Below are 14,545 nucleotides of genomic sequence, written 5' to 3'. Positions count from 1 at the left end.
GTCACAAGGCCGGGGCTTCTTCCTCCGCAAGCCTGATCATCCGAAGCTCGTCCTCCACCGCACGGGCCGGCCAATAGTCCTTCGCGAGCTCGTCCGCCCACACCCTGTCAGCTGACGGGAAAAGCTTGTGGAACAGCCCGGCAGCCTGAAGCAAAGCGATCAGGGCCAGCGTCCTGGCATCGGGTGCCTTGGCAGCTGGTTTCGCGGCGTGCGTCGTCCTCCCATCAATGGTCGCTGCAGGGGCCGGCGTGGATCCAGGCACCTGCTGCCCGGCCGGTACAACGGCGAGGGCGGCCTGGAGCTTCTTCATGAGCGCCGCCTCCGGAGCGTGGTCCTTCTCCGGGAACCGCACTGTCCGGAAGAAGCCGAGGTGCTTTTCGCCGGCATGTTCCACAATGCCCCGGGACGCCATGCCCTCATAAACGCGCTGCACTTCCCCCCGGCTCTCCATCATCGATACCCACCGTTTAGGTGTGTGGAGGCGGGATTTGTGCCGGATAGCCTCCAGCTCACGCCGGAGCTCGGTTTTGGGGGTGGCGCCGGTTGCCCGGACATGCTTTCCCTGCAGCTCGATCGCCCCCTGCATTTCCAGCTCCCCCAGTATCGCCCCGGCCAGGGTGGTCCTGAGTGCGAAGACGGGAATTTCGGGCTTGCCGTCATGGTCGTTCGTGGCCAGGAGGAGGAAGGCTTCGGGAAGGCTCAAGTCCACAGGTGCAGCTGTTTCCGCGTTCATACCACCATGGTGCGCCCGTCTCACGGCCACCACAATATGCTCCGCAAGAAGGCCGGAAGGCACACCTGACGTGCCAAAACAGCACCCGCCTCTGATCCAGCTATTGCTGAGAAACCGCTTTCTGGATAGTGTGCTTGTCAGCGCTCACAATGCCGGCGTCATAGTGGACTCCGAGCCGGGCGCAGTTCATTCCAATGACGGAAGAGAGAACATGCGAAAACGCAGTACCCGCTTATCCATGTCCGCAGCCCTTGCCGTGGCAGGAGCACTTGCCATTTCGGCTCCTGCGGGAGCAACTCCGAGCCCGGTATCCGATCCCACCGCCCAGACCGCCCAGACTCCGCTGGAGCGCCAGGTTCTTGCCGAAGGGAACGGCTGGGCGTCCGAGGGAACAGGAACCACGGGCGGTTCAGCGGCAGAGGATGCCCACGTTTATGACGTCTCCACCAAAGCCGAGCTGCTGGCTGCCTTCGCTGAAGCCGGCACCCAGCCCAAGATTGTCCGGGTCCATGGAACCATCAACGCCAACACCGCCGCGGACGGTTCAGCGCTGACGTGCGAAAACTATGCCGAGGGCACCGGCTACAGCCTCGAGCAGTACCTTCAGGACTTCGACCCCGCCACCTACGGCCGCAGCGAGGAACCCGCCGGTCCGCAGGAAAGCGCCAGGCGCCTCGCCGCCGCAAACCAGGCGAAGACCATCCGGTGGGACATCCCCAGCAACACCACCATCGTCGGTGCCACCCCGGAGAGCAGCATCAGCGGCGCCGCCCTCCGCGTCAACGGCGCCACCAACGTGATCGTCCGCAACCTCACGGTGCGGGACGCCGCCGACTGCTTCCCCGCCTGGGACCCCACCGACGGCGACGAGGGCAACTGGAACAGCGAGTACGACCTGCTGCAGGTCATCAACAAAGCCACCCACGTCTGGATTGACCACTCCGAGTTCACGGACGCCCCCAACCTGGACAGCAACCAGCCCGACTACTTCGGCCGCCCGTACCAGGTGCACGACGGCGCCGTGGACGTCACCAACGGCTCCGACCTTGTGACCATGTCCTTCAACCGGTTCTCCGACCATGACAAGCTGCTCCTGATTGGCTCCACTGACAACACGAACCGCGGGGACCCCGGCAAGCTGCGCGTCACCATCCACCACAACGTCTTCGAAAACATCGGCCAGCGCGCCCCGCGCGTCCGGTTCGGCCAGGTGGATGTGTACAACAACCACTTCAAGGTCAATGAAGACAGCACCGTCCCCTTCGAATACGCCCTCGGCGCCGGATTCGACTCCCACCTCTACGCCGAGGCGAACGCCTTCACGCTTCCGGCCGGAACCGACGCCGCGGACATCATCCGGCGCTTCAAGGGAACCGCGGTCACCACCATCGGGAACGCCGTCAACGGCAAGATCACCGACCTGCGTGCCGAGTACAACGCCGCTGCCGCACCTGCGGACCAGCTGGCAGCGGACACGTCCTGGACGCCCACGCTTCGCACCCAGGTCCACCCGGCCCAGGCGGTGCCGGCACTGCTCCAGAACTCCACCGGCCCCATCTTCACCGCCGGAGGGGACCTCTGATGGCCGCCATCCTGCCGAGCCGCCGCAGCGTCCTGGCCACCCTCGCACTCACCGCAGGCAGCATGGCACTCTCGGGAACGGGCATAGCCAGCGCCTTCCCCCAGGCCGAGCCGGACCCCACGAAACCCCGCACTAAGCCGGTCATTTTCGTCGTCGGGGACTCGACGTCGTCGGCCTACCAGCAGTCCGAACGGCCCCGCGCCGGCTGGGGACAGGCACTGCCGCTCCTGCTGGGGCCGCAGGCCACCGTCTTTGACTACGCCTGGTCCGGCGCCTCCTCCAAGAGCTATGCCGACGCCGGGCTGCTGGACCGGGTACTGGCCCTGATGCAGCCGGGCGACTACCTGCTGATCTCCTTCGGCCACAACGACGAGAAAGTCACGGACCCCAACCGGGGAACGCTGCCGGACTCCACGTTCAAGGAGTACCTGGGCCGGTACATCGACGGCGCCAAAGCCCGTGGCGGCAAGCCGGTCCTGGTGACCTCCGTGGAACGCCGCCGCTTCGATTCCTTCGGGAATGCCCAGGATTCCCACGGCGCGTATCCGCAGGCCGTGCGGGACCTCGCCGCGGCGTCCGGCACTCCCCTGGTGGACCTGACGGCGTCGTCCAAGGCGCTCTGGCAGCAGCTGGGCCCGGAGGGAACCAAGCAGCACTTCCTGCACCTGGCTCCCGGCGAGCACCCGCAGTATCCCCAGGGTTCGGAGGACAACACGCATTTCCAGGCCGCCGGCGCGTTGGCGGTGGCCCACCTCGTGGCCCGCGAGCTGCAGTCCAAGGAGATCGTCCCGCCGGGCTATTTCCTGGACATCGACGCCCGCACCGACCCGCTGCTGGGCATGTACTGGCCGGCCGAGCGACCCGTGGATCTCCCGGTCACGCTCGACGTCGGACCGGGCAGGACGTTCGCGACGGTACAGTCCGCCATCGATTCCGTTCCTCCTGGCACCCTTCAGCGGACAATCATCAGGATCCAGCCTGGCGTTTACCGGGAAGCGGTGCGGGTTCCGGCTGACAAACCCCGGATCTCCTTCATTGGGCAGGGCGGACGGCCGGAGGACGTGGTGCTGGTCTACAACAACGCGTCCGGAACGCCCAAGCCGGACGGCAGCGGGAACTTCGGCACCTCCGGCAGCGCCTCCGTGCGGATTGACGGACCGGACTTCGTGGCCCGGAACCTGACCATCAGCAACGATTTCGATGAAGCGGCCAACCTGGGCATGAAGGACCGCCAGGCTGTCGCGCTGCACATCACGGCGGACCGCTCGGTGCTGTCCAACGTCAGGATGCTGGGCAATCAGGACACCCTGCTGGTCAACTCGCCGGGAGCCGGTGTCCAAGCCCGTTTCTACTTCGAAAACTGCTACGTGGAAGGGGATGTGGACTTCATCTTCGGCCGGGGCACCGCTGTTTTCAGCGGCTGCGAGATCAAGTCCCTGGACCGCGCCTCGAGCACGAACAACGGGTACGTGACCGCCGGCAGCCTGGACCTGTCCATCAGGTACGGCTACCTCTTCGATCAGTGCCGGCTGGTCTCGGACGCCGCGGCCAACACTGTCCACCTGGGCAGGCCATGGCACCCGAGCGGTGACCCGAAGGCGGTTGCGCAGGTCTTGGTGCGCGACTCCTGGCTCGGCGCGCACATCTCCGGCACGCCGTGGACGGACATGAGCGGCTTCTCCTGGCGCGGGGCACGGTTCCACGAGTACAACAACCGCGGCCCCGGCGCGCAGGTGACCCCCGACCGTCCGCAGTTGCCCGGGGCTGAGGCGGGCAACTACACCGTCAGCAACTATCTGCAGGGAACGGACGGCTGGGCGCCACAGCTCGCGGGCACCACTGCGGACAGCAGCGTGGTGCCCTCGGCGGTGGCCGCTTAGCCCGCTCCGCACATGCAACGCGGGGTCACTCCCGGCCCAATAATCGCCGGAAATTGGGCCTGCTCTGACCCCGCGTTGGTGCAAAAGGGGACGTACGACGGCGGGAGGCGCCGCCGTCGTACGCTTCCTTGTGTGGCTGCCGCCTTACGAGGCCCGTGTGAAGGTGCCCAGCCCGGTCCGGTCGTAGAAGTCCAGCGTGACGCTCGGCGAGGGGCCGCCGCCTGCCCCTGCGAACAGTGCTCCGGCCAGGCCGTTGGCGTTCTCGCCGATGGTTTCGAAGCTGAACGTGTCGCCGTCGAAGTGCGTGAGCGGAAAGGTGGTGGGACTGCCGGCGGGCCCCATTCTCATGGCCAGTTTTCCGCCCTCTTCAAGGACCACAAGCGGGCCGTAGTAGGGGTTGTCATAGGTGCCCGTGTAGGCGCTGTTCGGCCCGGCAGGCGAGGGGCTGGGCGGAAGCTTGGTGTAATCGACCTCAGGATTGTCGGACTCATCGATCCGCCTGAATGCATCGGCGGTGAAGGTGAGCCAGTCGACGGTGGGTGATCCGTGCTGTGCCGCATCCAGGAAGCCGGCGCAGATTGCTTCCGGAATCCCCTGCGGGCGCCCGTTGGTCAGGGCGACGATGGCCAGTTGTTCGCCGGGAAGCATCGCGACGGCGGTGGCGGCGCCAAGGTTGAAAGCTCCGGAGTGCCCCAGCTGGACGCGGCCCTGGTCATCATAGGAGACGTTCCAGCCCAGTCCGTAGAAACGGGACCGGGCTGCAGGGGCCTGTGCCGGCCCGGAGACCGAGTGGGGAACGCGGCTTGTCTGGAGGGCGGCCGGATCGATGACGGGCTGGCCCTCGTAGCTGCCGTTTCCGAGCTGCAGCCGGAGCCACTGGGCCAGGTCCCGCACCGACGAACTCGCGCCCCCGGCCGGAGCCTCGGAATCGGCGATCCGGCGGTATTTCGCCGCCCACTCCTTGTTCCCGAGCGGAACATGGATGATGGCCCTGTTGGTGGCGCGCTCATAGTCCGCGTAACGGTAACTGCTGGCGGACATGCCCAGCTTCCGGAACAAGACCTCGTCGGCCAGGTCCTCCCAGGTCATTTTCATCGCATCGGCTGCCGCCTGGCCGGCTTCGGTGAAGCCGAAATTGCTGTAGTTGTAGCTTGCCCGGAACGTGTCCAGGGGCTCCTGGTTGAGGTGGCTGAGGATGTAGGCCCGGTCGAATCCGAGGTCCTCCAGCAGGTCACCCGAGCCCGTTTTGAGCCCGCTGTGGTGTGACATCAGGTCAGCGAAGGTTGCGTTCCGGGTGACGTATTCATCGTTGAGCGTGAAGCTTTTGTTGTGTTCGATGACGGGGTCTGTCCAGGCGATGACCTCCTGTCCCACTATTCCTGCCACCACGGTGGACGCCAGGGGCTTGGACACGGAAGCCACCTGGAACACGGTGTCGGGAGTGATCTCCCCGGGCTTGCCGACTTCCCGGACCCCGAAGCCTTTGGAGTACAGGACCTCGTCCCGGTACACGACGGCCACGGCCATGCCCGGGAGCCCGGTACTCCCCATGGCCTCCTGGATCAATCCCTCGAGCTTGGCCAGGGCGTTATCGACTTTGGCCCGGTCCAGCAGCGGCTCGACCTGTTGAGGCGGGGCCGGGAGCAGAGCTGCGGGCGCCGATGACGCTGCAAGCTGCGCCGATGCGCCCGTACAGGCGGACAGAAGGGGCAAGCCGGCAACACCGGCCGCCCCCATTCCGGCCGCTTTCAGCAGCGTACGTCGGTTCGGGGAGACGGAGCCGTTATCCATGGTGAATCCTTGATCCTAGGGCGGTGAGCGCTTCCAGTAGGCGGCCCCAGCCTTCCCGACAGCCTCTATAGTGAACCCCGCACTGCACGCAGGCAATGGATTCTGCGGAAGTTGGGTAGGCCTGGCCGATGGGGATGCTGTGGCCGCTGACCAGCAGGCATAAGCTGATAGGTACAGCTCCCTTCCAGACCCCGGGAGGTCATTGTGGACGCTGAAACCGCCACTGTGGTGGGTCATGATGTCACCACCATCACCTGCGTCTGCGGCAACACGGTCAGCCAGGATGGCTTGATCCAGGCCAACTCGCAGGGCGTGCCCGTTCATGCAGGAGGAGATCTGCCGGTCCCTCCGGAGTTGGCGGCATGGCCCGCGGATGAGGACCTCTACACCCTGTGCCCCAAATGCGGCCGTGTGTACCGCGACGCAGTCATCGAAGAGACAGGCACTGCGCCCGTTGCCTTCCGCGTGGACGTCGCCGCCGGACCGATCGCCGAGGCCATCCGGGTGCACTGGAACCTCAGCGCCTGAAACGCCGAGGGCTAGGACTCCCGCCGTCGTACGTCCTCTTGGTGCCAACCAACCTGGGCAAGTAGTGGGCCTGCGCGTTGTAGGTAATTAATACTCGTGCGCCCGGCCGCGGTCTCCTTGTAGCGTCGAACTACGTTTTGTGGCGCCCTGGCTTGAGACCCGGGGGCTTCGGGGACCGCTGGTTCCCACCCCCCCTGATCGCGAGGAGGGAATGTGAATTGTCAGGTTCCTGGAGGGACGCATGACTTCTAAGCAACGGCACAGGGAACCCTGGCGAGTCGAGAAGATGGTGCTGCTGGTGGTGACGGCCCTCCTCACGGTGGAAATGCTCGATGGCTTCGCCGTCGTTCCTCCCACGCTGCCCGCCGTGGATGCAACCGTCACCATCGATCTGGACACAACACTCAACGAGTTCCCTGGCACCCGGGTCCTTGGCGCCGGCGTGGACGGCCTGGAAGAAGGAGAAATCGACAAGGTCTGGACCCCCGCCAACGTCCAGGCGATGAAAACGGCCGGATTCGGACCCATCAGCTACCGGCTCCGCACTGAACTCGGCGTCAAGGCCTGGCACTGGAATCCGCGCGGGACATGGAGCGACCCCGCTGCGGAGCAGGGGTACTGGGTCTCCTCGGATGAACCGAAGGAAGATTACCGGGCGTCCCAGGGGTACCGCCTTCCCCGCCGCGGAAACACCATCGACCAGGGAAAGAACGACGGCTACTCCAGGCTCTCCGACGGAGACCTCTCCACGTTCTGGAAGAGCAACCCCTACCTGGACTCGCACTTCACCGGGGAACCGGACGATCTGAACCCGCAGTGGATCATGGCCGTCTTCCCCCACGCTTTTCCGATCGACACCGTGATGTTCGACTGGGGGACGCCGTTCGCCACGGGTTTCAAGGTGCAGTACTGGTCCGGCAAGGACGCACACTTTCCGGTTGACGACGGGAAATGGGTCGACTTTCCGCTAAGCACCCATACGGGAACCGGCGGTTCCCAGACCGTACGGATCGCGCCCCAACCGATGGATGTGCAGTATCTGCGCATCGTGCTGACCCAGGATTCGGACACCGCTCCGGCGGGTTCCACCGATGTCCGTGACAAGCTCGGATTCGCCGTGCGCGAGCTCTCCATCGGGCAGGAGACGGCCGACGGGTTTGTCGATTACATCGCCCATACGCCCTCCCAGGAGCAAACGGAGACGTGGACGTCCTCCACCGACCCGTGGCACAGTGCAGGCGACATCGACAAACACTACGAGCACGCCAGCTTCGAGCGGCTCTTCGACAGCGGCATCACCAACGGCCAGCCGATGATGGTTCCGGTTCCCGCACTGTACGGCGTGCCGGAGGACGCCGCAGCCCTGCTGCGCTACCTGAAGAAGCGCGGCTACCCGGTGGAACGCGTTGAGATCGGTGAGGAACCGGACGGCCAGCTCGCCCAGCCCGAACATTACGCGGCGCTGTACCTGCAGATGGCCCGGGCGATGAAAGAGGTTGATCCCGCCGTCGAGTTCGGAGGCCCGGGCTACCAGACCACCTTGCCGGAGTGGGTGCACTGGCCCGATGCCAAGGGCGTGAGGTCCTGGACCGGGCGCTTCGTGTCCTACCTGCGGGAACGCAACAAGATGGAGGACTTCGACTTCTTCTCCTTCGAGTGGTATCCGTTCGACGATGTATGCGCTGATCCGACCGCCCCGCTGGCCGAACACCCCAAGCTCCTCAAGGACCTCCTTGTCCGCCAGGAGCAGGCCGGCCTTCCGGCTGACATTCCCAAAGTGATCACCGAGTACGGGTACTCCTCCTTCGCCGGCCAGGTGGAACTGGAATTGCCCGGCGCCATGATCAACGCCGAAACCGCCGCCCTCTTCCTGGCCCTGGGCGGGGAGACCAGCTACTACTACGGGCTGGAACCGAACTGGGTTTTCCAGGAGAAGGAAGGCAAGAACTGCAATTCGTGGGGGAACCTGATGATGCTGCAGTTCTATGATGAGTGGAAAATCCGGCCCCTTGCCGCGTTTCAGGCTGCCCGGCTTGTGAACGAGCACTGGGTGCATGGAAGCGACGGCAACCACACCGTCCATACCGCCACCAGCGACATCAACAACCAGAAGGGTGAGCCGCTGGTCACCGCCTACGCGCTGCGCCGGCCCGACGGCAGCCTCGGCGTGCTCCTGTTCAACAAGGACCCGCAAAAATCGATCAAAGTCCGGTTGATGCACAAAACCGGCGGTGAGCACGACGTTGTTGAGGGGGAGATCGCCCTCGAGCAGTACGGGGCCGCACAGTACAAGTGGAACCCGAGCCAGGGTGAAGGGAACGGCGGACAACCCAAACCCAACCAGCCGCCTGATTCAAGTGTCATCAAGGCCGATGAGGCAGCCACCTTCACCCTGCCGCCGCACAGCATTTCCGTGGCAGTGACGGAGCCCTGACCCGCCTCCTAAAGACAACGCGGGGTCACTCCCGGCCCAAAGAACGCAGCGCATTGGGCCGGGAGTGACCCCGCGTTGGTGTTGGAAGGGGGACGTACGACGGCGGGACGCTTCCCGTCGTCGTACGTCCCCCTTCGTCAGGCGTCGGCGAAGGCGAGGCTGCTGGACAGGTCGCGGTGGGCGTTCGCCTGTTCCCCCAGCGTCCTCGCCCGCGCCTCGAAGGTCTCCACCGCGTCGGCGCCGGCCGCGAAGCGCAGCGGCGGCTCGTCCAGTTCGGCCAGCTGGATCAGGGCATCGGCGAGCTTGGCCGGGTCTCCCCACTGCTGGCCGTCCATGCTCGTCCAGGCTTTGACTGTCTGCTCGGTGCGCTCGGCGTAGTCCTCGATGGTGGAGTCGGCGTAGCTGGTGGATTCCGGGGTCAGCAGCTCGGTGCGGAAGAACCCGGGCTCCACGATCAAGGACCGGATGCCGAACGGCGCCACTTCCGGCGCCAGCGACTCCGCCCAGCCCTCCACGCCGAACTTTGAGGCGGCGTATGCGGTGAGGAACTCCCCGCCCGCGATGCCGGCGGTGGAGGAGATGGTGACCAGCAGGCCGGATCGCTGGGCCCGCAGGACCGGCAGGGCGGCGCGGGTGACGTTGATGGGGCCGAACATGGTGGTTTCGATCTGGGTCCGGAAGTCCTGCGGGGTGATTTCCTCGAAGAACCCGGCGTAGAAGTTGCCGGCGTTGTTCACCAGGACGTCGATCCGGCCGAACCGGTCCACTGCTGCCTGGACGGCGGCGGTCGCGTCCGCGGGGTCGGTGACGTCGAGCTTCACGGTCAGGAGGTTCTCATGGTCGCCGACCGCCTGGGCGACTTTGTCGGGGTTGCGGCCGGTGGCCACCACTGCATACCCGGCGGCCAGGGCAGCTTTGGCGATGTCGGTGCCGAGTCCACGGCCGGCGCCGGTGATGAACCAGACCTTCTTGCCGGTCCCGTTGGCGTTCTGTTCTGTGGTTAGGGCCTGTTCAGTCATGTGGTTCTGTCTTTCTGGAGTTGCGTGTTTCCGCCTGCGCGTGGGGGCGGGCGGGGATGGTGGTTCCGACGACAGGATCGCCGGCGGAGGCTGTTTCGGTGGCTGCAGCGGACGGCACTGACGCCCAGCTGGCGAGGAAGGCCAGCGCGCTTGCGGAGCCGGAGCCGGGCTCGGCGGTGAAGGCGAACAGGGTCTGGCCTTCGTCACCGGGGAGGTGCAGCGTCTCGAACTGCAGGGACAGGTCCCCGGCCACGGCATGGTGGAAGCGCTTGGTTCCGGTGGTGTGGATCCGCACGTCGTGCCCAGCCCAGAGCGCGGCGAACTGTCCGCTGCGTGTGGTCAGCTCCCCCATTAGCTCGTTCAGCGCCCGGTCATGGGGATTCCGGCCCGATTCCGAGCGCAGCATCGCAACCGTGGTGGCCGCCACCGCATTCCAGTCGGGGTACAGGTCACCGGCGCCCGGGTCGAGGAAGAGGTAGCGTGCCTGGTTCGGCAGCCTGCCCGGCAGGTCCGGCCCGTACGACACCTCCGAGTTGAACACGTTCCCGTACAGTGCCCTGCCCAGGAGGTTGGCGGCGAGCACGTCCGAGCGGCCGTTCTGCAGTATCGCTGCCGCGCCGGTCATCCCGTCAAGCAGGCGCAGAACCCCAGGGCGGACCCGCTGCTGGGAAGGAAGCCGGGGCGTCCGACGGCGTGACGGCGCGTTCGCCGTCCTTGCCAGGTCCATCAGATGTGCCCGTTCGGCCTCGTCCAGCTGAAGGGCGGATGCCACGGCTTCGAGGACCGAGTCGGAGACGCCGCGGAGGCTGCCCCGTTCCAGCCGCGTGTAGTAATCGGTGCTCACCCCGGCCAGCTGCGCCACCTCCTCACGCCGCAGGCCTGGAACGCGGCGCAGCTCCCCGTAGCTGGGGATGCCGGCCTGCTCCGGGCTGACCTTCGCGCGGCGCGAGATCAGGAACTCGCGGATGTCGTCTTTTCTGTCCACATCCATCACGCTACGCAGCTTGACGGGGCGGTGGCAGTGTCCACCAGACACCCCCAGATGCGGAGGGGAACGACGGCAGCAGGCACCACGAAAGCAGCCAGCGCAAAAGGAAGCGGCCGACGGCGGGAGGTTCCCGCCGTCGGCCGTTTTTCCTTTGGTGCCTAGGAGCTGAAGGGGACTTTCTCCCAGCTCAGGACTTCGGCGCCGTCGGCGCTGTTGCCGGCCACCGTGAACCGGACGTAGTTGGTGGCGTTGGCCGAGCCGTCCACGGTGATGCGCTGCAGGTCGTCGGCGGGGGCCTGGCCGTAGATGTCCAGCCACGGTGAGCCCTCGGCCAGGGGCTGGTTCTCGGCGAAGATGTGGCTGTCGCCGTTGATGAGGTAGACAGGGCGGTCAAAGCCGTTGGTTTCCTCGACAATGGCCTGGACGATCTCGCGGAACCCGGACACCAGGTCAGGGTTGGCCGTGGCAGCGGCGAGCAGCGACGGGTCGAACATGTCGGCCTGGGTCATCAGCACCACGGCGCGGTCGTTGCGGCGCTCGGCGTCATCGAACGTTTCGCGGATCTGGCCCAGGACCGCGTCCGTCCGGTGCTCAACTTCGGCCAGCTGCTCGGGGGTGGCCGTGGTTTCGCCAAGGCCGCTCCACGGCAGCAGCGAGTTGTTGCTGCCCTGGATGTTCAGCACGGAGAAGGCCACCCGGTTCTGGGTGAAGCGGACATTTTCCGGCAGCCCGAGGCTCTCCTGGGTCTTGACCGGCATGGTGGAGCCCAGGGTCTTGCCGGGTTCGTTGAAGAAGACTTCCCGCAGCTTGTCCAGCCGTTCCAGCGGGTTGTAGGCCCCGTTGTTGGTGCGGTGGCAGTCCACCCACTCGTTGTCGCCCGGGGTGAGGACCAGCGGGTGTTCAAAGGTGTCGAACTGGGTGCGGATGTCGGCGAAGTACTCATCCGAGCAGACGGAGGACCCGTTCTTGATGTCGCCCACATGGGTGACGAACTTCAGGGCACTGTCGGCGTTGATGTCCTGGATGCGGGCGGGGAACTTGGTGATTTCGGCCTCGCCGTAGGGGATGTCGCCGATGACGCCGAAGGTGAAGGCGTCGCTCGTGCTGTCAGCGGCCCTGGCGGGCTGGGACGCAAGGAGGCCAAGCGCCAGGACGGCTGCCGCCGTCGTCGTTTTGATGGTCTTTGAAGGCATGGAACTTGTTCCTGTTTCTCTGGGAAGGGCTACGCCGCGCGGGCGGTGAGGAACTGCTGCAGTCCGGCGAGGTCGTCGGTGTTGATGTGGTCCACCCCGGCGTCGGCAAGCTCGGTCCACAACGCGTCGCGGGCTGGGCCCGGCAGGTCCGGCGTCGCCCAGAAGCGGACGCGGTAACCGTGCGCGTGCGCCTCGGCAACGTAGGCGTGCAGCTTGGCGCGCTCAGCCTCGGGCATCGGTCCGACGCCCTGCCAGGTGAAGAGCCTGGTCCAGTTGTCGCTGACCAGCGGCATCAGGTCGGCGGGCTTGCCGGAGCTGAGGTCGGCGGAGCGGCCGTCGTAGAAGCTGAACCGCTTTTCCTGTGCCTGCATAGTGGCGAGCGGGCGGTTGCCGCTGATGACGGCGGTGACCGGGCCGCTCTTGGTGGTGCCGTTGGTGTAGCGGCTCATGATGTCGCGGTGCTCGGCCAGTTCCTGCTCGATGGCGGCGTAGGTGGCCTCGCCGTCGCTCTTGATGTCGATCAGGAGCTGCAGGCTGCCGTCCCACTGCGGGTAGACGCTGTGGCCCTGCTGGCTTCGGACCAGGTCCTGCAGCGGGTCAAGGTAGAGGCTTTCGAGTGTGACGCCGGGCTGGACGTCCTCCAGGTCGTGGGCCACCAGCAGCTCGCCGTCCACCAGCCAGACGTCCGCTTCGACGCTGGTGAAGCCGTGCTCCAGCGCGTCGAACAGGGGGCGGTCATGCTCATAGTCGTTGTGCGCATGTGCCTGGGCCAGCGGCTGGCCGACGACGACGGGCGCAGGCTTGGTTGCCTCGGCCTGGGCCGGTGCTGCGGCCGTCCCAGCCAAGGAGGCGAGGACAGCGACGGCGGCAAGGGTGCTTTTCACGAACACGGAGTACTCCTGGTACCTCGGGGATGTCCGCCCGGGCGATGGGGTGTGCCGGGCGGAAGGGGTGCGTGAAAAGACTGCTCGTTACGGGAAAACGGCGAAGGACCTGTTGTTTGCCGGCGGGTGAACTGGAAGGGACCAATCCCCTGCCGCAGCGGCCCGCATGCCAAGGTTTATCCCTGCGTTACGGCGCCCCGAGGTAGATGCTGACGGCCGTTCCCCCGATAGGGGCGGGAGAAATTTCCAGCCGTCCGCCGTGGGCGGCAGCAATCCTGGCGCACGTAGCGAGGCCCAGCCCCGTGCCGGCGGGGTCGCCTGCACGGTGCAGCCGGACCAGAGGTTCGACTACCCTGCGCCGGTCCGTGGCCGCGATCCCCTTGCCGTTGTCCTCGACCCGGACCACTGCACCGGCTCCGGCTCCCTGCCCGCTGATGGTGATGACAGGGGGAACGCCCGGGCGCCGGTAGGCCACCGCGTTCTGGATCAGGTTCTGCAGGGCCATGCGCAGCTGGCTTTCGTCGGCGTCGAGAACAAAATCCTCACAGTGCACTACGGCGCCGGCTTCCTGCAGGCCCAGCCTCAGGTCCTCGGTGACGTCCTTGACCAGGCTCGCCAGCGATAGCAAGGACCGGGACAGGGAGCCGCCGACGGTAGAGAACGCCAGCAGCTCCTCCACCATGGACAGCATCCTCCGCGCGCTGCCGCCGACGATTTCCAGGTATTCTGCGGCCTCTTCCGTGTGGCCCGATTCTGCGTCTGTGGCACCCAGCTCGACGTAGCCCAGGATGGAGGTCAGGGGGTTGCGGAGGTCGTGGCTGACCCGGCCGGTGAATTCGGCGAGCCGTTCATTGCTGTCCCTGGCTTCAGCCAGGGCGGTGGCCAGGGCGCCGTGAAGTGCCGTGACCCGCCGGGCGGCCAGCAGGCGGGTGTGCAGGACGAAAGGGTCCAGCGGTTTGGCCACGTAGTCGTCCGCTCCGGCCCTCATGCCTTCCAGTACGTCCTCCTGGGCACCGTGCGAGGTCAGCAGCATGACGTAGGTATAGCTGCCTGTTTCGGCGGCCCGGATGGCACGGCACAGATCAAACCCGTCCAGCCCGGGCATCATCACGTCGCTAATGACCACCTGCGGACGCCATTCCTGGTAAAGCTGCCACGCCGCATCGCCGTCCGCAGCGACGATGCAGTGGTGCCCGGATTTCTCCACTGCGGCTTTCGCCACGAGCCGGGACCCTTCGTCGTCGTCGGCAACCAGCACCGTCATGGCGGCCCCGGGATTGTCATCCAGCAGTCCGGGAACCTTCGCGGCTTCCATGTCAGGGTGGCGCAGTCCTCCCGGCGCACTCGAGGTCGAATCAACCGTCATGATGCCCCCCGTTCATCGTCACGAAGCCGCGCGCCACCAGCGCGCTGGACCTATCGTCCCACGGGACAGGCTGGCACGGGATGGCAACGGCGTGCGGACGACGGCGGGAGGCTGGCTTAGGGAGGGCCTGCTGTCGTCCGGTTCCGC

At 66.2% G+C, this 14,545-nt stretch carries 11 protein-coding genes; 4 read left to right on the top strand and 7 right to left on the bottom strand.

Features of this window, described 5'->3' with window-relative positions; translation table 11 throughout:
* Position 1: 1 nt before the first annotated feature.
* Positions 2-733 carry a GOLPH3/VPS74 family protein gene (locus tag AC5RWA_RS00200; protein WP_494056089.1) on the bottom strand — a complete coding sequence of 244 codons (732 nt, stop codon included), beginning with the start codon at positions 731-733 and terminating at the stop codon, positions 2-4.
* Positions 734-971: 238 nt separating this feature from the next.
* Here AC5RWA_RS00200 and AC5RWA_RS00195 point away from each other — a divergent pair, with 238 nt between their 5' ends.
* Both AC5RWA_RS00195 and AC5RWA_RS00190 read left to right on the top strand, forming a co-directional pair.
* A complete protein-coding gene (locus AC5RWA_RS00195) occupies positions 972-2,315 on the top strand; it encodes a pectate lyase family protein (RefSeq protein ID WP_494056088.1) in 1,344 nt (447 codons plus the stop codon).
* Positions 2,315-4,195, top strand: coding sequence for a pectinesterase family protein (locus tag AC5RWA_RS00190; protein WP_494056087.1), 1,881 nt, complete (start codon positions 2,315-2,317; stop codon positions 4,193-4,195). Before AC5RWA_RS00195 ends, AC5RWA_RS00190 begins: the two co-directional genes overlap by 1 nt.
* 144 nt (positions 4,196-4,339) lie before the next feature.
* On the opposite strand, the gene AC5RWA_RS00185 is transcribed toward AC5RWA_RS00190, so the two are convergent.
* Positions 4,340-5,986, bottom strand: coding sequence for a serine hydrolase (locus AC5RWA_RS00185; RefSeq protein WP_494056086.1), 1,647 nt, complete (start codon positions 5,984-5,986; stop codon positions 4,340-4,342).
* 204 nt (positions 5,987-6,190) lie between these two features.
* Here AC5RWA_RS00185 and AC5RWA_RS00180 point away from each other — a divergent pair, with 204 nt between their 5' ends.
* Together AC5RWA_RS00180 and AC5RWA_RS00175 are read left to right on the top strand one after the other, a co-directional pair.
* A complete protein-coding gene (locus AC5RWA_RS00180; protein WP_275730831.1) occupies positions 6,191-6,514 on the top strand; it encodes a hypothetical protein in 324 nt (107 codons plus the stop codon).
* Positions 6,515-6,755: 241 nt separating this feature from the next.
* Positions 6,756-8,948 (top strand): discoidin domain-containing protein, encoded by a 2,193-nt coding sequence (locus tag AC5RWA_RS00175; RefSeq protein ID WP_494056085.1) that lies wholly within the window; start codon positions 6,756-6,758, stop codon positions 8,946-8,948.
* 137 nt (positions 8,949-9,085) lie between these two features.
* Here the strand turns inward: AC5RWA_RS00175 and AC5RWA_RS00170 are convergent, their stop codons facing one another.
* The 5 genes from AC5RWA_RS00170 to AC5RWA_RS00150 form a co-directional block, all read right to left on the bottom strand.
* Positions 9,086-9,967, bottom strand: a complete 882-nt coding sequence (locus AC5RWA_RS00170) for an SDR family oxidoreductase (protein WP_494056084.1) — start codon at positions 9,965-9,967, stop codon at positions 9,086-9,088.
* Complete coding sequence (locus tag AC5RWA_RS00165; RefSeq protein WP_494056083.1) at positions 9,960-10,958, bottom strand: helix-turn-helix transcriptional regulator; 999 nt, start codon at positions 10,956-10,958, stop codon at positions 9,960-9,962. The genes AC5RWA_RS00170 and AC5RWA_RS00165 overlap by 8 nt, the downstream gene beginning before the upstream one ends.
* Before the next feature lie 155 nt (positions 10,959-11,113).
* A complete protein-coding gene (locus tag AC5RWA_RS00160) occupies positions 11,114-12,148 on the bottom strand; it encodes a hypothetical protein (RefSeq protein ID WP_494056082.1) in 1,035 nt (344 codons plus the stop codon).
* A 29-nt stretch (positions 12,149-12,177) separates the two neighbouring features.
* Complete coding sequence (locus AC5RWA_RS00155) at positions 12,178-13,038, bottom strand: phosphatidylinositol-specific phospholipase C/glycerophosphodiester phosphodiesterase family protein (RefSeq protein WP_494056081.1); 861 nt, start codon at positions 13,036-13,038, stop codon at positions 12,178-12,180.
* Between the two features lie 181 nt (positions 13,039-13,219).
* Positions 13,220-14,398, bottom strand: coding sequence for a response regulator (locus tag AC5RWA_RS00150; protein ID WP_494056080.1), 1,179 nt, complete (start codon positions 14,396-14,398; stop codon positions 13,220-13,222).
* Between the last annotated feature and the right edge of the window lie 147 nt (positions 14,399-14,545).

The sequence above is a fragment of the Arthrobacter sp. 210 2 genome, from assembly GCF_059093025.1.
Note: the sequence above shows the minus strand (reverse complement) of the source record. Positions and strands in the feature narration are given on the sequence as shown.

Excerpts from the sequence above, each read along its gene's own strand:
- AC5RWA_RS00160 (WP_494056082.1), bottom strand. The coding sequence starts at position 12,148 with ATGCCTTCAAAGACCATCAAAACGACGACGGCGGCAGCCGTCCTGGCG.
- AC5RWA_RS00200 (WP_494056089.1), bottom strand. The coding sequence starts at position 733 with ATGAACGCGGAAACAGCTGCACCTGTGGACTTGAGCCTTCCCGAAGCC.
- AC5RWA_RS00195 (WP_494056088.1), top strand. The coding sequence starts at position 972 with ATGTCCGCAGCCCTTGCCGTGGCAGGAGCACTTGCCATTTCGGCTCCT.
- AC5RWA_RS00170 (WP_494056084.1), bottom strand. The coding sequence starts at position 9,967 with ATGACTGAACAGGCCCTAACCACAGAACAGAACGCCAACGGGACCGGC.
- AC5RWA_RS00165 (WP_494056083.1), bottom strand. The coding sequence starts at position 10,958 with ATGGATGTGGACAGAAAAGACGACATCCGCGAGTTCCTGATCTCGCGC.
- AC5RWA_RS00150 (WP_494056080.1), bottom strand. The coding sequence starts at position 14,398 with ATGACGGTTGATTCGACCTCGAGTGCGCCGGGAGGACTGCGCCACCCT.
- AC5RWA_RS00190 (WP_494056087.1), top strand. The coding sequence starts at position 2,315 with ATGGCCGCCATCCTGCCGAGCCGCCGCAGCGTCCTGGCCACCCTCGCA.
- AC5RWA_RS00175 (WP_494056085.1), top strand. The coding sequence starts at position 6,756 with ATGACTTCTAAGCAACGGCACAGGGAACCCTGGCGAGTCGAGAAGATG.
- AC5RWA_RS00185 (WP_494056086.1), bottom strand. The coding sequence starts at position 5,986 with ATGGATAACGGCTCCGTCTCCCCGAACCGACGTACGCTGCTGAAAGCG.